The following is a 17,712-nucleotide window of genomic DNA, read 5'->3' as shown; positions in this document are numbered from 1 at the left end:
CTGCCGAATCACCCGCTCCTGCGACGGCCCGTTCGGCGCAGTCAACCCGTTCGACGCCCCATCCTGGTTCACCGCCGAACCCGCCACCACCGCCAACACCCGATGACCGTTGCGACGCGCATCCGACAACCGCTCCAACAACACCAGACCCGCACCCTCACCCCAACTCGTGCCGTCGGCAGCAGCGGCGAAGGGCTTGCTGCGACCGTCCGGCGCGAGTCCGCGCTGCCGCGAGAACTCCGTGAAGATGACCGGTGTCGCCATCACCGTGACGCCACCGGCCAGCGCCAGGTCGCACTCACCCGACCGCAGCGCCTGCGCCGCCAAGTGGATCGCCACCAGGGACGACGAGCACGCCGTGTCGATCGACAGCGCCGGTCCGCGCAGACCCAGGTGGTAGGCGACGCGGCCGGACGTCACGCTCGTCGCCGTGCCGGTGACCAGGTAGCCCTCGACGTCTTCGGGCACCGGCCCGCCGACCGCGTAGCCGGAGGACCAGATGCCGGCGAACACGCCGGTGCGGCTGCCGTGCAACGACGTCGGGTCGATCCCCGCGTGCTCGAACGCCTCCCACGCCGTCTCCAGCACCAGGCGCTGCTGCGGATCCATCGCCAACGCCTCACGCGGCGAGATCCCGAAGAACCCCGCGTCGAACCCGGCCGCGTCGGTGAGGAACCCGCCTTTCGCCACGGCGCTCGTGCCGCCGCTGCGCAACTCCGGGTCGTGCAGCCGGCCCAGGTCCCAGCCCCGGTCGGCCGGGAAGTCGCCGATCGCGTCCACCTCGGCGGTGACCAGGCGCCACAGGTCCTCCGGCGACGCCACGCCGCCGGGGTACCGGCAACCCATCCCCACGATGACGATCGGGTCGTCGTCCACCGCCGCCACGAGGTCCGGCACGTCGACGACACCGTCACCCAGGTGCGCCACCAGTTCCGCGGGCGTCGGGTAGTCGTAGATCAGGCCGGACGACAACCGCAGGCCGAGCGCGCTGTTGATGCGGTCGCGCAGCGCGACGCCCATCACGGAGTCGAACCCCAGGTCCTTGAACGTCAGCGTGGGGTCGATCTCGGCGGCGTCGGCGTGCCCGAGGACGGCCGCGATGGCGGCGGTGACCTGGTCGGCGGGATCGGCGGTCGGCCCGGCCGGCGCTTCGGGCGTGACGTCGCCCAGCCAGTGCGGCCGGCGTTGGAACGCGTAGGTGGGCAGGTCGACCGGCTCGACACCCGCCGGGAACGCGGGCGTGAAGTCGACGTGCCCGCCCGCCACGAACACCCGGCCCAACGCGGCCAGGAACTCCTCCCGACCGCCCTGGTCTCGGCGCAGGGTGCCGGTGGCCACCGCGACGTCCAGGGTCGGCGCCAGCACGGGGTGCGGGCTCACCTCGATGAGGACGTCGTGGCCGTCGGCGGCCAGCGCGGCGGTGGCCAGGTCGAACCGGACCGGCTCGCGCAGGTTGCGGTACCAGTAGTCGGCGTCGAGGCCGGCGGTGTCGAGCGGCCCGCCGGTGACCGCCGAGTAGAACGGCACGCCGGCCGGCCGCGGGCGCACGTCCGCGAGGTCCTCCAGCAGCCGTCGCCGGATGGCGGACACCTGCGCCGAATGGGCGGCGTAATCCACCGGAATGGCGCGCGCCCGAATGCCGGCCGCCTCGCACGCCGCCGACAATTCAGCCAGCGCAGCGGGCGTGCCGGACACCACGACGGCATCGGGCGCATTTACCACCGCGACCGTCAACTGACCATTCCAACGCGCCAAGAATTGCTCGGCCTCGTCGACCGGTAATGTGACAGAAATCATTCCGCCCTGTCCGGCCAATGAGACGAGCGCCCGGCTGCGCAATGCCACCACGCGCGCCGCGTCGACCAACGACAATGCTCCCGCCACGTGCGCGGCGGCGATTTCGCCTTGGGAATGGCCGACCACCGCGTCCGGTTCGACGCCGTGGGAGCGCCACAGCGCGGCCAGCGACACCATCACCGCGAACAGCGCCGGCTGCACCACGTCGACCCGGTCGAGCGCGTCGCCGTGCAGGACGTCCACCAGCGACCAGTCGGTGTGGGGCGCGAGCGCGGCGGCGCAGGCGTCGATGCTGTCCCGGAACACCGGCTCGCCCGCGTAGAGCTCACGGCCCATGCCGACCCACTGCGCGCCCTGACCGGGGAAGACGAACGCGGTCCGACCCAGGTCGCCGGCCCGGCCCGTGACCAGGTCCGGCGCCGGGCGGCCGCCGGCGAGCGCGGTGAGCGATGAGCGGCCGAGGAGCACGGCACGGTGGGCGAAGTGCGTGCGCGTGGTCGCCAACGCGTGGCCGACCTCGCCGGGCGTCAGCTCGGGGTGGGCGGCGAGGTGGTCGTGCAGGCGCCCGGCCTGCGCCCGCAGCGCCTGCTCGGTCCTGCCCGACAGCACCCAGGGCACCACGCCCGCCCCCGGCTCGGACCCGACCCGCTCCCGGTCCGGGGGCTGGGCGACGACCACGTGCGCGTTCGTGCCGCCCATGCCGAAGGCCGACACGCCCGCGATCAACGGCCGGTCGGCGCGCGGCCACGGGGTCAGCTCGGTCTGGACGCGCAGCTTCAGCGCGTCGAACGGGATGTCGGGGTTGGGCGTGACGTGGTTGAGGCTGGCCGGCAGGGCGCGGTGGCGGATGCTCAGCACGGTCTTGAGCAGGCCGACGATGCCCGCCGCGCCCTCCAGGTGGCCGACGTTGGTCTTCGCCGAGCCGACGAGCAGCTCGGTGGCGCGCCCGGCGTGCGCGGCGCCGAGGCCGGCTGCTTCGACCGGGTCGCCGACCGGGGTGCCGGTGCCGTGCAGCTCGACGTACTGCACGTCGTCCGGGCGGACGTTCGCGCTGGTCAGGGCCTCGCCGATGACTTGGGCCTGCGCGTCGGCGCTGGGCGCGGTGAGGCTGCGGGACGGTCCGTCGTTGTTCACCGCGCTGCCGAGGATCACCGCGTGCACCGGGTCGCCGTCCGCGAGCGCCCTGGCCAGTGGCTTGAGCACGACCACGCCGCCGCCCTCGCCGCGGGCGAACCCGTTGGCGCGGGCGTCGAAGGTGTGGCTGCGGCCGTCCGGTGAGAGCCCGCCGAACTCGACCCCGCTCGTCTCGCGACCGGCGGCGAGGTTGAGGTTCACCCCGCCCGCCAGGGCGAGCGCCGTCTCGCCGCGCCGCAGGCTCTCGACCGCCAGGTGCACCGCGACCAGGGCGGACGACTGCGCCGCGTCCACGGTCAGGCTGGGTCCGCGCACGCCGAGGAAGTGCGACACCCGGTTGGCGATGACGCCCCGGTTCGTGCCGGTCATCGTGTGCGGGGTGACGTGCGCCGGGTAGCTCAGGGTGGTGTAGTCGTCCCAGGTCGCGCCGATGAACACGCCCGTTCGTCCGCCGGTGAGCGTGCCGGGGACGATCCGCGCGTCCTCCAGGGCTTCCCACGCCAGCTCCAGGGCCAGCCGCTGCTGAGGGTCCATCGCGGCGGCCTCGCGGGGCGAGACGCCGAAGAACGCCGCGTCGAAGGCGTCGACGCGGTCCAGGAAGCCCGCGGGCAGGTCGCCCGCCCGGCCGGGCGGCGGTGGGGTGATCGCGTCCAGGCCGTCGCGCAGCAGCCGCCAGAACGCCGCGGTGTCCGGCGCGCCGGGCAACCGGCAGGACATTCCGACGATCGCGATCCGGTCGTCCGCACGTGACATTTCCCCACCCATCGGGTCACCCTGTTCCGCTCGCGAGAATTCGAGACGGTTCCCGGACGAAATCAATGCGGCCCGCGACCACCGCAGCGTCGAGCAGTTGTTCCCCGGCGGCGGAGAAAGGACGACTCGAACGTACCTCGGTTCCACACGACGCGGCTACCGGCCTATAGCGTTTTCGTCGAGCACGCATCGGGTTTCCGATCGTGCCACTGGCACCGGCGACGCGGTTCGGCTTCAATGCCGCCGCACGCGGCGACAAGGCGCGCCCCCTCACTCGTCCTGGTATCCGCGGTACTGGCATTGGCGATGACCCGGTGGTTCCGCCGGGTGTTTCCCGCGCGCCGAACGGACCCGTCACGCCGCAGCGGTCGCCCGGCGCCCGGCCGTGGCGCAGAACAGCAGCATGGAAGTTGTCGGACCGGCGCCCGGCCAAGGACATTGAGTCGACCGAAGTGCGCTCCAACCCGCAACGAGGTGAACGCCCATGACCCACCGGCCCGTCATCGGGACCGACCGGACCACCAGACCCGGACGGCTCATCATCGGCAGCGTCATCGCCGGCGTGCTGCTGTCCGTGCTGTGGTCCTACGAGTTCGTCGACCACGTCATCGGCGCGAACGTCGCCAACGCCCTGCTCGGCGAGGACGCCGCGACCGCCTCGATCGCGGGCACCGCCGCCGGGCTGGTGTTCGCGTTCGTCTCCGGGCTCGCGGGCACGTTCACCGCGTGCAACATCGCCATGGCGGCGTCGATCGGGCCGATGAGCGAAGCCGGCGGGGCGGCCCAGGGCACGCTGCGGTCACTGCTGCGGCCGTTGGGCTTCTTCACCGCGGGCATGGTCGGCGTGTCGGCGGTCTACGGCGCGGTCGGCGTGCTCATCGGGCCGAGCCTGCCGCAGCTGTCGAGCGCGATGGTCGGCGACATGCCGGTGCGGCTGGTGCAGTCGGCCGTCGTGTTCGGTCTCGTCGGTCTGGTGATGGCCTACCTCGGGCTCGCCGCCCTCGGCGTGCTGCCCGACGTGTTCCGCGACCGGCCGGTGGCCCGCGTGGTGGTGCTCGGCGCGCTGGTCGGCGCGTTCCTGATCGGCCGGCCGTACCCGATGTTCATCAAGCTGTTCCGCTCCGCCGTCGACTCCGGCAACCCGCTCTTCGGCGCGGGCACGTTCGTGCTCCAGTCGGTCGGCAACGTCCTGCTCGTCGCCATCGTGTTCGCGGCGCTCGCCCTCGGCACCAAGGGCCGGTTCCTGCGGTGGTTCAGCTCCAACAGCCGCCGTTCGACGGTGGTCAGCGCGGCGCTGCTCATCTCCCTCGGTGTGTTCCTGCTCGTGTACTGGGACGTCCGCGTCCCGTCGATCTTCGGGATCGGCTGGTTCCCGACCATGCCCTACAACTGACAAAAGGAGCTGATCGTGTCCGCGACAATCGCTGCCTCGACGACCACGAGGTCCGAGTCCCCCATCCGGAACGGGGCGTTGGCCGGACTCGCCGGCGGCCTCGTGTTCGGGCTGTTGATGGCCGGGTTGGGCTCCCTGCCCATGGTCGGCATGCTGATCGGCGTCGAGAACGCCTTCGTCGGCTTCATCGTCCACATGGTGATCTCCGCGATCGCCGGCGCCGGCTTCGGCGCCCTGACCCGCAACCTCAACGTGATGCCGCCCGTCTACATCGCGAGCATGCTCTACGGGGCGGTCGTCTGGATCCTCGGCGCCCTGATCATCATGCCGCTGTGGTTGAGCGTGACCGCCGACCCGATGATGAGCGACATGGTGTTCGTGGTCGAGGGCCCGCAGTGGGTCAGCCTGTTCGGCCACACGGTCGGCTTCGGCCTGACGATGGGCGCCGTGCTGCTCGCGCTGCGCGGCCACGCCAAGTAACGCCACCGCGCCCGGGACCCGTCGCACCCATCGCGGCGGGCCCGGGCCGTCCTACTGCGGGATCACGCAGTGCTGCCGTTCACCGACCACCCCCCGAGCGGTCGGTGAACGGCTAGCGTGAACCCCATGGCACACATCGACCTCGGTATGGACGAGTCCCTCTTCCCCGGCATCAGGGGCTTGATGCGGTTCCGGCCCGAGACGGCCAAGCCGCTCAACGAGCTGGCCGAAGTCCTGCTGCGCGCGCCGAACTCCCTGCCCGCCGGCGAGCGCGAGCTGATCGCGGCCTACGTGTCGACGTTGAACGCGTGCCGGTTCTGCGGTGACTCGCACTCGGCGTTCGCCGCCGCGCAGCTCGACGAGGGCACGGCCCTGGTGGAGCAGGTGCGGGAGGACCTCGACACCGCGCCGGTGTCGGAGAAGCTGCGGGCGCTGCTGAGGATCGCGGGCGCGACGCAGCAGTCGGGCCTCAAGGTCACCATCGACCTGGTCGACGCGGCCCGGGCGCACGGCGCCACCGACGTCGAGATCCACGACACCGTGCTGATCGCGGCGGCGTTCTGCATGTTCAACCGGTACGTCGACGGCCTCGGCACGCTCGCGCTGGACGACCCGGAGGGGTACGCCGAAGCGGCCCGGCGGATCGTGGCGCACGGTTACATCGACTCGGTGTAGCCGTCGGCCGGTCGGTCACGGGCCGACCGGCGCAGCCGCACCAGCGGGTAGGACAGCAGCACCAGCGCCACGAACGGCACGCCGACCTGCCACGCCGGGCCGAACGCCTCGGTGAACGCCGTCGCCACCACCACCAGCACCACGTAGAGCAGGCTCAGCACCGAGGTCACCGGCGCGCCCGGCAACCGGACCGACGCCGGTGGCAGGCCGCGGCGGGCGCGCCGGAACGCCAGGTGGCTCACGAAGATCAGCATCCACGCCACCATGCCGCTGAACAGCGCGATGCCGAGCAGCACCGGGAACGCCGCGTCCGGCGACAGGGCGGCGGCCACGGCCGCGGCGGCCAGGCCGACGGTCGAGGCGAGCACCGCGTTCACCGGGCTGCCCCGGTCGGTCACGGCGGCGAGGGGCTTCGGCGCGTAGCGGTCCAGCGCCAGCGAGTGCATCGTCCTCGACGCCAGGTAGAGCGTGGTGTTCGCGGCGGACAGCGCGGCCGTGAGGATGACCAGGTTCATCAGGCCGGCGGCGGCCGGGACGCCGATCGAGGCGAACAGCGCCACGAACGGGCTCTCCGCCACCCCGTCGACCGCCGCCGCCTCCGTCCACGGCACGATCGCCACGATGATCCCGGTGGCCAGCACGTAGAACAACGCCAGCCGCAGCACCACCCGTCGCGCCGCCCGCGGGATGTCACGGGCCGGGCTGCGCGACTCGGCGGCCGTCATCGCCACCGACTCCACCCCGCCGTAGCTGAACGTCGCCACGCTGACCGCGAGCAGCACGCCCACCAGACCGTTGGGCATGAACCCGCCGTGGTCCGTCCACGCCGAGAGCCCGGCCGCGTCCTGCCCCGGCAGGCCGAACACCACGTAGAGCACGCCGAGCACCAGGAAGACGACCAACGCGGTCACCTTGACCATCGCGAACCAGTACTCGACCTCGCCGAACAGCCGCACGGCCGCGAAGTTGACCCCCAGGATCGCCACCGAGAACAGGCACACCGACGCCCACAGCGGCACCTGCGGCCACCAGTACCGGACGTAGAGCCCGGCCGCGACCACCTCGCCGCCGACCGTGATCACCTGGGTCGCCCAGTAGCACCACCGCTGGACGTACCCGGCCAACGGCCCGGCGTACCGCGCGCCGACCGCGCCGAACCCACCCGCCTCCGGGTGCACCACGACCATCTCGGCGACCGCGTAGGCCACCGCGACGGCCGCCAGCGCCCCGACCAGGTAGACCACGACGACGGCCGGTCCGGCCATCGAGATGGCGAGGCTGGAGCCGAGGAACAGCCCGGTGCCGATGGTGCCGCCGAGCGAGATCATGCCGATCTGGCGGCTGGTCAGCTGCCGGAGCAGCCCGCCGTTCTCGTGGTCCGCCACGGCAGTCCTCCGGGGTCGCGCGGTCTGCGGGCAGCGCGACAGTGCCACTCCCCCGTCGGGCACGCCATCGACCGCCGCGTCGCCGCTACGGCTGACCGAAGACCGCTCACCGGGTGTGGCGTCGTCGTCCGTGCTGAGCCACGACCCGTCGCCGCGGGGTTCGACGTCGTAGGCGTCGCGGGACGGGGTGTCGAGCGGGCCGCGCACCTCTCCGGTGCGCACGTCCACGAGGTGGTGCCGGTGCCACTCTTCTTCGTCCTCGGCCTCACCGCCGAGGACGACGACCGCGGTGTCCGCGTCGAGGTAGCCGCCGCCGTCGGGGGCCAGGTCCACCAGGGTGCGGTCGACCCAGGGATAGGCCGCCACGTCGAGGGCGTCCCCCACGAGACGACCGCGGTACACCCGCGAGCCGTCCTGCCCTCGCCCACGTCGAGCGGCACGTGCGCGCCGTCCGGGTGGGCGAACTGGCGCCCGCCGTGCCCGGCGCAGGCCGGCTCGGTCGCGGCGATCGGCTGCCCCGTCCCGGCGGAGAGGACGACCAGCGGTCCGGCCCGCGGCCTCGGGCAGGTAGGACCACACCACCGCGCCGTCCGCCGAGAACCGGCAGCTCGCCACCGCCGTGGCCCGCCGCGCGGCACCGGGGCCGAAACCCCACCGCCACAACACCTTGCCAGCCCGATCGACGCACACCACCTCGTCGCCGGTCGCGTACACCGCGCGGCTCAGGTCCGGACCACGCGGTCCTCACTGGACGGTGGCGGCTCGTTCGAACCGGAACGGGGCTAGGGCATCGCCGCGGTCCTCGCCCAAGGCCTCGGCCGCGACCAGGTCACCCGCGTGCAGGCTCAAGGTCGCGCCGCTGTGCGAGACCGCGAAGTGGAAGTTCGGCAGCTCGACCACCCGGCCCAGCACCGGCAGGCCGTCGGACGGGATGGGCCGCTCACCGACCCGGACGCTCTCCACCGACGCCGCGCCGATGCCGGGGTACAGCGCACGGCTCGCCTCGACCACCTCGTCCACCGCCGACGGGTCCACGCTGATCTCACCGGTGTCGGACACGCGGGCCGCGTCGTCGACCTCGGGGGTGTGCAGCAGCAGCCGTCCGCCGCCGTCCGGGCGCAGGTGGACGTGCGGCGCGTGGACGACCCGCGCCACCGCCACCGCGACCGGCGAGGTGTAGACGAGCACACCACGGGTGTTGCGCATCGGCAGCGCCAACCCGGCCAGTTCCGCGATCCGCGCGGCTTGCGGCCCCGCGCAGTCCACCACCGCGTCGGCGGGCAGCCGCCGTCCCGAGGCGAGTCGGACCGCGCGCACCGCGCCCGCCGTCACCTCCAGGTCCGTCACCGCGTCGTCGCGCACGACCTCCGCGCCCGCGGCGACCGCCGTCGACAGCAGGTGCCCGATCAGCCGGGTCGGCTCGACCCAGCCCTCGCGCGGGAAGTACGCGATTCCGTCGTCGGGCAGCGCGGCCGGGTCCAGGTCGGGTTCGAGGTCCAACGCCTCGGCCCGGCTGAGCCACCGCGCCTCGTAGCCGTAGTCGAGGACGGCGGCGACCTTCCGGCTCAGCTCGTCGCGGTCGGCGTCGGTGGCGGCCCACTCCAGGTTGCCGGTCTCGTGGTACCAGTCGCTGTGCGGCACGTCGGCCGCCAGCCGCCGGTGGGCTTCCATGCCGGTGACGTTGAAGTCGTGGTACGAGCGGGGTTGCTTGCCGCAGGAGTTCGTCCACGAGAACGTCGCGCCGGACGTGCCGCCGCCGGGCGCGCCCGCGTCGACCACGGTGACCCGGGCGCCTCTCCTCGTCAGCGAGGCGGCCACCGCCGCGCCGTAGACACCCGCACCGATGACGACCACGTGCGCGACCATGCCGTCCTGCCTCCCGTGATCAGCCGGAGCTGTTCTCCTTGTGGCACTTCAGGTATAGCACGCGGTCGTGACGCGTTCGGGTGGTCATGCGGGCCGCGCGGAAACTTCCGGCCGGGCCGTGGCGAGGGCTCGACCGAACGCCACGCAGGCGATCGCGAACAGCACGACGGGCGGCGCGGGCAGCAACCACACCGACAGGCCGAGCACCACCAGGGACGCCGCCAGGCACAGGCCGCTCAGCGATCGCGACCGCGTGACCAGGTCGGGCGCCGACCGCGCGACGAGCAGGCACACCAGCCCGCCGAAGACCAGCGCGGCGGCCATGACGAGCGACATGCCCCGGTCGAGGTCGAGCAGGCTGCGCCGGACACCGGCGATCTCCGTGCCGTGCTCCCGCATCGCCACGAGCGCACGACTCGCCGCGGGATCCTCGGGGCGTGACGCCGACAACGCCGCGGTGGCCAGGTGGCCCACGCCCGTGACGACCCACGCCCACGCGCCGATCCGGAACACCTTCAACCCCCGGTGCGCCATGGCTGCGACCACCCTCCCCGTCGTCCATACACGACTGCATGTTTGATCCGTGCAATCCTGTATGTCAAACGAGGTGACCGGGCACACGCCTAGCGGACGGCCGCCAACCGGTCGATGAGGTGCTTCAAGCCCGCACGGCCGCGCGGACCCTCCACCGCGACCTCGGGCACCACCCCGGCGGCGACGCGGCGCAGCTCCGCCCAGCCGAGGTACGCGGCGTACGCCAGGACCGCCTGTCGCCGTGCCACCGCGGGCGTCAGGCCGAGGTCGGCGTAGATCTCGGCGAGGAACGCGATCCGCCGCTCGATCACCCTGGTCAGCACCGGCGCGATCACGGGGTGGTCGGCGTGCGCCACGAGCGCGGGCTCCAGGCCGGGGACGACCTCCGCGCCGAGCGCCGTCCGGAGCCCCTCGCGGAGCTTGTCCTCCGGGTCGTCGAGCGAGGCGAGCCGGGCGATGAAGTCGGCGGTGGTGCGCTGCTCCCACAGCTCCACGGCCGCCACGAGCAGCGCGTCGCGGTCCTTGAAGTGCCAGTAGAAGCTGCCGCGCGTGATGCCGAGCCCGCCGGCGAGCACGTCGACGGCCACCGCCGCCACCCCGCCCCGGGCCAGGGCGCGCAGCGCCGCCATCGTCCAGTCCTCGCGGGTGACGCGTCCTCTCGCCATGGCCCGAAACAGTAGTGTCCGGCCCGAGTGGGCGGCCGGCGGTGCGCACAAGTTTCACTACAGCGCAGCGAAATACCTCGACCACCATTCACGCGCGCCGGCCGTGGCCCGAATCACACCCGCTGGCATGCGCTGATGAGCGATTCCGGTTTCGTCCTGCGTCGGCGTGACCTGGCATTGCCCGAGAGCACCGTCTCGCTCACCGAGATAACCGCGCGCGCGGACCGGGCACCCCGGTTCGAGTTGTTCCGGCTGCTGGTGCGGCTGCTGGTCGACCGGGACGGGATGGTCCTGCCGTCCGGTCCGGTCGACTGGCGTGAACTGCGCGAACGGCACCCGGACACCGCCCGGTGGCACGAGGCGTCCCGACCGGCGGACCTGGCCGCCTCGCTGGGACCGCGGTTCTCCTGCGTCCGCCTGGACGACCTGTTCCGCGACGGGCACGAGGATTTCGTCACGGTGGACGAGCACGGCGTGGTGGTCACCCGCGCCCAACGCCTTCGCCGATTACCCACGGGACGGCCGCTGTTCATCCGGTTCCCCGCGCACTTCCCCGTGGTCATCGGATCCGACGAAGCCATTCGCCGCCTGGTGCCCGCCGAACTGTCGCCGAACGTCCACCGGGCCCGTGACACCCGCGTCGACTACGCCGCATTCCACCACTTGTGGCACGGCCCGCCGCCGGCGGAGTACTTCGGCGTCGACGATCTCCTCCGAAGCCGCGACGAGTGGAACAGCCTCTTCCTGGCCTGCGGAATGGGGAAAGCGCTCGGCCGCAGGCACGCGAAAGCCATCCTCGACGGCGAGGCGCGCGACTTCGTCGGCACCCTGCTCGACGACGCCACACCCGTCGACGACGAACACGAGATCACCCTCGTCCCGGAACCCACGGACGCGCAGTGCGCCGCCGACGTAGCGCCGCTCTTGCCGACGATGAACCGCGCGCGGTGGCTGTCCTTCCGCGCCGGCTACCTCTACCGCAGGCCCGCGGGCCTTGGCGTCCTCGACCTCATGGAGCACGGCAACGCCACCGGCTGGGCGCAGGCGGCCAGGGACGGCGACTGGGACGCGGCGCGGGCCCGCGCCGACGCCCAGCTCACCGACGGCCCGCCGGATCCCCGGCTCGCCGAGGCGCGCCACCGGACCGCCCGCAAGACCCTGGTCGACCCGCCGACCATCCGCGAGGACGAACTGGCGTTGAACGTGGCCCGCGCCCTGACCCTCACCGGGCGGGACGACGAGGCAGCCGCCCTGTGCCGCCGCGTGGTGGCCGAACGCACCGCGCGTCTCGGAGCCGACCACCCCGACACCAGGGACGCGGCCTCGCTCGCGCCCGGTGACGCGCCGCGACCGAAACGGCGGTGGTGGCGCCTCTGACCGGCGAACGAGGCGAAGACCACAATCATCGCGGTCCATCGGCTCCGACGAAGATTCACATTCCACGATCACCGCGGGAATCGCGATCTCCCGTGCCTGACAAAACGCGGCAGTTCAGGCACGATTCGGGCAACGGATACCATGGCCGTGATGCCTCGTGACGCAGAATGTGAATGTCGCCTCGGTTGCGCTGGGGTTGCGGGCCCGGATGGCCGGTCGCACGATGGGCAACTCACCGCCGAGCGGGCGAGGACGTGGGAGTGAGCACTGTGCACGCGGTAACGCACCGACCGGGTCGGCACCCGTCGGACGACCGAAGCGACCGCCAGTGAGGCGCACCGGTGGCCGCGGGCTCGGCACGTCGGCGATGCTGCTGTTCGTGGCGGTCGGCGCGGTGGTCGCCGGGTCGTCGGCCGTGGTGACCTCGGCGCGCAGCGACCGGCCGACGCAGCCGGCGGCCCTGTCGACGTCGTCATCGAGCGTGCCGCCACCGTCGTCGTCCACGACGGTCGAGCCGCCCCCTCCGGTGGTGGACCCGTGCGCGGAGAAGGTCGCCGCACTGCCGCTGCGGGCCCGGCTGGCGCAGTCGCTCGTCGTCGGGGTGGACCCGCGCGGACCCGCCGACGCCCTCACCGTGGTGCGGAACGAGCAGGTGGGCGGGATCTTCATCGGCGGTGACGACGTCGGCCTGCTCAGCGCCGGCGCGCTCGCGCCCGTGCACGCCGCGGCCACCCTCCCGCTGACCGTCGCCGTGGACGACGAGGGCGGGCGGGTCCAGCGGCTGGAAGCGCTCGACGGCTCGATGCCCAGCGCCCGGCAGATGGCGGCCGACCTGTCTCCGGACGAGGTCCGCGCGGTGGCCCGCGACCGTGGTCTCGCGCTGCGCGAGCGCGGCGTGACCACCGACCTCGCGCCCGTGCTGGACACCAGCGGCCAACCCGACCGCACGGTCATCGGCGACCGCTCGTTCAGCCCCGACCCGAACACGGCGCTGGGGTACGCGCTGGCGTTCGCCGAGGGGTTGCACCACGCGGGCGTCACGCCGGTGGTCAAGCACTTCCCCGGGCACGGCAACACGACCGGCGACTCCCACCTCGGCGCGGTCACCTCTCCCCCGCTGGCCGCGCTGCGCGACACCGACCTCGTCCCGTACCGGCACCTGCCGCGGTTCGGCGACGTGGTGGTGATGCTGGGGCACATCGACGTGCCCGGCCTGACCGGCGGCGTGCCCGCCACCCTCAGCCCGGAGGCGTACGCGCTGCTGCGCGGCGAGTTCGGCTTCACGGGCCCCGCGATGACCGACGACCTCGGCGCGATGCGCGCGGTGACGGACCGGGTCGGCCTGCCCGACGCGGTCACGCAGGCGCTCGCGGCCGGCGCGGACATCGCGCTGTGGTCGTCGGGCGGCCGGGTGGGCGAAGTGCTCGACCACCTGGAAGGCGCGGTGGCCTCGGGCGCCCTGCCGCCGGCCCGCGTGGACGAGGCCGTCCGCCGGGTGCTCGCCGCCAAGCAGGTGTGCTGAGTCACGCCGGGACGCCTCATATGCTGGCGGTGACGTTCCAGCAGGGGAGGCACCGGCAGTGCGATACGTGGCCATCGGCGACAGCTTCACCGAAGGGGTCGGCGACGAGCGCCCCGACGGCACACCGAGGGGTTGGGCCGACCTGGTGGCGGAGGGGCTGGCCGTCGCGCTCGGCGAGACCGTCCACTACGCCAACCTCGCCGTCCGGGGACGCCTGCTGGAGCCGATCGCCACCAGCCAGCTCGACGCGGCGCTGGCCCTCTCACCCGCGCCCACGCTGCTCACCCTCAACGGCGGCGGCAACGACATGATGCGGCCCGGGGTCGACCTGGCGCGGCTGGTCCGGCTGACCAAGCAGGCGATCGAGCGTTGCGCGTCGGCCGGGGTGCGGTTGGTGCTGCTCAGCGGGGCGGACCCGTCGCAGCGGCTGCCGTTCGGCCGCACCGTCCACCGCCGGGGCGTGGTGCTGACGGCGGCGATCGCCGAGCTGGCCGCGCGGCACGACGTCCTGCTCGTGGACGCGTTCAACGACGTCGAGGTCCGCCGGGCCGAGTACTGGTCGCCGGACCGGCTGCACCTCAACGCGGCCGGGCACCGACGGGTGGCGTCCCTCGTGCTCAAGGCCCTCGGGCACGCCACGGAGGCGCACGCGGTCGACCCGGGCCCCGCCGCCCGCCGCAGCCTGCTCGCCGAGACCCGCTACTACCGCGAGCACGTCCTGCCCTGGGTCAACCGGCGGATCCGGGGCATCTCGTCCGGTGACGACGTGACCGGCAAGTACGCCGACTGGGTGCCCGTCGACGCCAGGCCGCTCGTCTGACGCCTGCCGCACGGGGTCACGGCAACGCGCGACCACGAGGGCCGACCCGTTGCGTCGAGTGCCCGACTCCCGCCATGATGACGGTTCGTCAGTACTCAACCAACAATGGTGGTGGCCTGGTGAACAAGTACCGAATGGTGGTCGCCGGACTCGCGGCGGCGCTGGTCGCGAGCATCGCCCCGGCCGCGCCCGCGCAGGCGGCGACAACCCTGCCCGCGACGAACTTCCGCCTCAAGGCCACCGCCTACTCGGGGCTGATCGACGACCTGGACGCCGCGCTGCCCAACGTCAGCGTGCCGACCGTCGTCGGGGACGGCAACCGCGCCGCCACCTCGTGCTCCCCCGCGGCGGCCAACCGCGTGGCCGCGTTCTGCTGGAACAGCGGTGACGACGACGTCACGTACTGGGTGCCGCAGGGCATCACGACGACCGCGGACGCGTACGGCGAGGCGACCTACGAGGGTTCGACCGCGGTCCTGGTCAGCTGGTACGACAACGGCACGGACGGGGTCGACCGGGGCATCAGGGTCTCCTTCGTCGACTACGCCACCCCGTCCGCGCCGACCTACCGCCACGTGCTGCTGGTCGAGCCGTACACCACCAGCGCGGGCCAGGCGTCGTTCCGGCCGGTCGACCTGCACGCCGGCGGCATGTTCTGGTACGGCCACCACCTGTACGTCGCGGCCACGAGCAGCGGCTTCCGGGTCTTCGACCTGCGGCACCTCTGGCAGACCAGCACCACGAACGGCTCGGCGATCGGTCGCCAGGCCGACGGCAGCTACCAGGCCTACGGCTACAAGTACGTGCTGCCGCAGGTCTTCGCCTACAACCAGTCGACCACCAACGGCCACGCGGCCATCCGGTTCTCGTTCGCCTCGCTGGACCGCACCAGCACCCCGGACAGCGTGGTCGTCGGCGAGTACGCCAACCCCGGCGCGGGCAGCCGGCTGTTCCGCTTCCCCATCGACTACACCACGCGGATGCTCACCACGGCGTCCGACGGCTACGCGCACGCGAGCGAGGCCTACGAGGTGTCGGTGCAGAGCATGCAGGGCGCGACCGCGATCAACGGCAAGTTCTACCTCTCCACCAGCGACGGCAGCGGCAACGCGGGCGACCTGGCCACGTTCAAGCCCGGCGGCTCGGTCGTGGTGCACCACGACGTGCTGCCGATCGGGCCGGAGGACTTCTCCTACTGGCCCGCCAAGGGGCAGCTCTGGTCGCTGACCGAGTACGCCGGCAGCCGTTCGGTGTTCGCGGTCCGCGCCTCCGCGTACTAGACCGGGAGAACTCCGTCACAGGGTCAGCAGCGCCCGGTCGTCCAGCGTGCCCAGCAGCAGGTAGGACGGCGCGAAGCCCGGCGGGACCGCGAAGCAGAGCAGCGCGGTGCGGGTGCCCGGAGCGGACGTCGCCTCGGTGAGCGCGCCGGGGGCGCCCGCGCAGTCGTCCACGCGGGCCGGTGCACCGTGCTCGTCGGCCACCAACCGCACCGCGACCGGCTCCCCCGCTGCCGACCTGGTCTCCTCGACCACCAGGGTCAGCACCTCGAACTCGCTCAACCACCGCGCCGCGCCCTCCGGCACGCCGCGCCGGACTTCGAGCACGCGAACCGCGGCGTCCCCGGACCGCGCGACCGCGCCCCGCCCGACCACCGGCGGCGGAGCACCGGTCCGCAGTTCCACCTGCGACAGGTCGGTCACCGGCACGGTCGTCGCGCTGTCGAACGCCCCTCGGCCCAAACCGCCCGGTGCGAGCACGATCGCCGCAGCGAACGCGGCACCCGCCAAGGGGTGCAACGCCGTCTTGAACCCCCACGCGTTCCGCCGCCCGGTCCGGACCAGCACCCAGCCCGCGACCAGCACCGCTGCCGCGCCCGCCGGCATCAGCACGGCCTTCGCCGCCAGGTCGTGGAACTTCACCAGACCGCCATCGGCCACGCGCACCGCCAGCAGCCGGTCGGTCAGCGACGACAGCCGCACCACCACGGGATCGGCGAGACCGAACTCCTCCTCGCCGGGCAACCGCATCGCCCGCCCTCCCTCGGCCACCGCCTCCGAGGTCCAGGTCGTCGAGGGCCCGTCCTGGCCCTCCGACGTCTCGGAGTCGTGCACGGTGACCACGGCCCGCACGAGGTAGGACCCGGCGACGGCCTCCGCGAACCAGCGCCCGCTGAACGCCGCGACCACACCCAGCACGGCCCCGACCACCAGCAGCACCGCTGCCGCCACGACCTTGCGCCTGTCGATCCCCGACGGTTCCCGCAGCAGGACCACCGCAACCCCTCCCCCAAAGCGATCAAGCCCAGGTTAGTGACGGTGAGGAGCGGCGTACGGCAACTTACATAAACTTCGCTATAGTCAGTCGACATGCGGAGTGATACGTAATGATGACCCAGGATTGGTACTCGATCGAGCAAGTCGCCGAGCGCCTCGGCCTGCACGTGGCCACGGTCCGGGGCTACGTGCGCGACGGCCGGCTGAACGCGGTGCGCATCGGGAAGCAGTACCGCGTCGCCCGGGTCGACTTCGAGGCGCTGACCGGTCGGCCCGCCGACCCCGGCGAGCGCGGACGGCGGCTCGACGTCTCCGCGGTCCTCGACGTCGACGGCATCGACGCCGAGACCGCGGACCGGATCACCACCCTGCTCAACGGCCTGCCGACAGGCCCGCGGGGCAAGCCGGTGCTGCACCTGCAGGCGGTGCACGACGCGGAGCGAGCCCGGCTGAAGGTACTCACCACTGGCGAGGCGCGGGCCACCGCGGAGGTCCTGCGGCTGGTCGCCGCGCTGGTGGAGGAGGAACCGGCATGAGCGAGCCGTTCACCGGAGCCATCGCACTGCCGGACGGCACGGTCGTCCGCGGGCGGGGCCGGCGCGAGCCCTTCCCGGCAGGTCCGCTGCCGGACTTCGGTCTGTACCTGGGCCACCCACCCGACGCCCGGCACGGCGGCCTCGGCCGACTGCTCCGCCGGCGTGCCCCGTGGCGGCCCGACTGGCCCGCGGACTGGATCGCCTGGCCGGACTTCCGCACACCCCGCGACCACCGGCACGCGGCCGCGAAGATCACCGCCGCGTACCGCCTCGCCCGCTCCGGGCGGCGCGTCGAGATCGCGTGCACGGGCGGCACCGGCCGGACGGGCACCGTGATCGCCTGCATGGCGGTCCTGGCCGGCCACCCCGCCGACGACGCCGTCGCCTGGACCCGCCACCACTACCGCCCACGGGCGGTCGAGACACCGGGTCAGCGGCGGTGGATCGCCTGGTTCGCCCACCACCACGACAGCCCCGAGGGGACGTGAGCTCGGAGACCGCC

At 73.0% G+C, this 17,712-nt stretch carries 15 protein-coding genes; 9 read left to right on the top strand and 6 right to left on the bottom strand.

What is annotated here, in order from left to right; all coding sequences use genetic code 11:
- The coding region (locus AB0H12_RS24840; protein WP_499625680.1) for a type I polyketide synthase at positions 1–3,684 on the bottom strand (3,684 nt) is incomplete at its 3' end.
- Positions 3,685–4,168: 484 nt separating this feature from the next.
- Between AB0H12_RS24840 and AB0H12_RS24835 the strand changes: the two genes are divergently transcribed.
- From AB0H12_RS24835 to AB0H12_RS24825, 3 genes are all read left to right on the top strand, one after another.
- Positions 4,169–5,077 carry a hypothetical protein gene (locus tag AB0H12_RS24835; RefSeq protein ID WP_499625677.1) on the top strand — a complete coding sequence of 303 codons (909 nt, stop codon included), beginning with the start codon at positions 4,169–4,171 and terminating at the stop codon, positions 5,075–5,077.
- A gap of 15 nt (positions 5,078–5,092) precedes the next feature.
- Positions 5,093–5,557, top strand: coding sequence for a hypothetical protein (locus AB0H12_RS24830; RefSeq protein WP_499625675.1), 465 nt, complete (start codon positions 5,093–5,095; stop codon positions 5,555–5,557).
- 126 nt (positions 5,558–5,683) lie between these two features.
- A complete protein-coding gene (locus AB0H12_RS24825) occupies positions 5,684–6,232 on the top strand; it encodes a carboxymuconolactone decarboxylase family protein (protein WP_499625673.1) in 549 nt (182 codons plus the stop codon).
- Here the strand turns inward: AB0H12_RS24825 and AB0H12_RS24820 are convergent.
- The 4 genes from AB0H12_RS24820 to AB0H12_RS24805 form a co-directional block, all read right to left on the bottom strand.
- Complete coding sequence (locus AB0H12_RS24820; RefSeq protein ID WP_499625672.1) at positions 6,214–8,001, bottom strand: amino acid permease; 1,788 nt, start codon at positions 7,999–8,001, stop codon at positions 6,214–6,216. The genes AB0H12_RS24825 and AB0H12_RS24820 overlap by 19 nt on opposite strands.
- 360 nt (positions 8,002–8,361) lie before the next feature.
- Positions 8,362–9,483, bottom strand: coding sequence for an NAD(P)/FAD-dependent oxidoreductase (locus AB0H12_RS24815; RefSeq protein WP_499625670.1), 1,122 nt, complete (start codon positions 9,481–9,483; stop codon positions 8,362–8,364).
- Positions 9,484–9,567: 84 nt separating this feature from the next.
- The gene (locus tag AB0H12_RS24810) at positions 9,568–10,017 is read right to left on the bottom strand and encodes an LIC_13387 family protein (RefSeq protein ID WP_499625669.1); all 450 of its coding nucleotides are present in this window, start codon (positions 10,015–10,017) and stop codon (positions 9,568–9,570) included.
- A gap of 89 nt (positions 10,018–10,106) precedes the next feature.
- Positions 10,107–10,682 carry a TetR/AcrR family transcriptional regulator gene (locus AB0H12_RS24805; RefSeq protein WP_499625667.1) on the bottom strand — a complete coding sequence of 192 codons (576 nt, stop codon included), beginning with the start codon at positions 10,680–10,682 and terminating at the stop codon, positions 10,107–10,109.
- A gap of 135 nt (positions 10,683–10,817) precedes the next feature.
- On the opposite strand from AB0H12_RS24805, the gene AB0H12_RS24800 reads away from it, so the two are divergent.
- The 4 genes from AB0H12_RS24800 (at position 10,818) to AB0H12_RS24785 (ending at position 15,681) form a co-directional block, all read left to right on the top strand.
- On the top strand, positions 10,818–12,059 hold the full coding sequence (locus AB0H12_RS24800; RefSeq protein WP_499625664.1) for a tetratricopeptide repeat protein: 1,242 nt from the start codon (positions 10,818–10,820) through the stop codon (positions 12,057–12,059).
- Positions 12,060–12,426: 367 nt separating this feature from the next.
- Positions 12,427–13,581, top strand: a complete 1,155-nt coding sequence (locus tag AB0H12_RS24795; protein ID WP_499625691.1) for a glycoside hydrolase family 3 N-terminal domain-containing protein — start codon at positions 12,427–12,429, stop codon at positions 13,579–13,581.
- Positions 13,582–13,639: 58 nt separating this feature from the next.
- Entirely contained in the window at positions 13,640–14,401 is a 762-nt protein-coding gene (locus AB0H12_RS24790; RefSeq protein WP_499625661.1) for an SGNH/GDSL hydrolase family protein, read from the top strand.
- A 119-nt stretch (positions 14,402–14,520) separates the two neighbouring features.
- Positions 14,521–15,681 (top strand): hypothetical protein, encoded by a 1,161-nt coding sequence (locus AB0H12_RS24785; protein WP_499625659.1) that lies wholly within the window; start codon positions 14,521–14,523, stop codon positions 15,679–15,681.
- Positions 15,682–15,696: 15 nt separating this feature from the next.
- Here the strand turns inward: AB0H12_RS24785 and AB0H12_RS24780 are convergent, their stop codons facing one another.
- The gene (locus tag AB0H12_RS24780) at positions 15,697–16,674 is read right to left on the bottom strand and encodes a hypothetical protein (RefSeq protein WP_499625656.1); all 978 of its coding nucleotides are present in this window, start codon (positions 16,672–16,674) and stop codon (positions 15,697–15,699) included.
- 110 nt (positions 16,675–16,784) lie between these two features.
- Here AB0H12_RS24780 and AB0H12_RS24775 point away from each other — a divergent pair, with 110 nt between their 5' ends.
- A complete protein-coding gene (locus tag AB0H12_RS24775) occupies positions 16,785–17,210 on the top strand; it encodes a helix-turn-helix domain-containing protein (RefSeq protein ID WP_499625653.1) in 426 nt (141 codons plus the stop codon).
- On the top strand, positions 17,207–17,698 hold the full coding sequence (locus AB0H12_RS24770; RefSeq protein WP_499625651.1) for a protein-tyrosine phosphatase family protein: 492 nt from the start codon (positions 17,207–17,209) through the stop codon (positions 17,696–17,698). The genes AB0H12_RS24775 and AB0H12_RS24770 overlap by 4 nt, the downstream gene beginning before the upstream one ends.
- Positions 17,699–17,712: the final 14 nt, after the last annotated feature.

The organism is Actinosynnema sp. NPDC023794, assembly GCF_040639675.1.
GTDB classification, from domain to species: Bacteria; Actinomycetota; Actinomycetes; order Mycobacteriales; family Pseudonocardiaceae; genus Actinosynnema; species Actinosynnema luteola.
The sequence above is the reverse complement of the archived record's forward strand: the minus strand, read 5'-3'. Positions and strand labels throughout refer to the sequence as shown.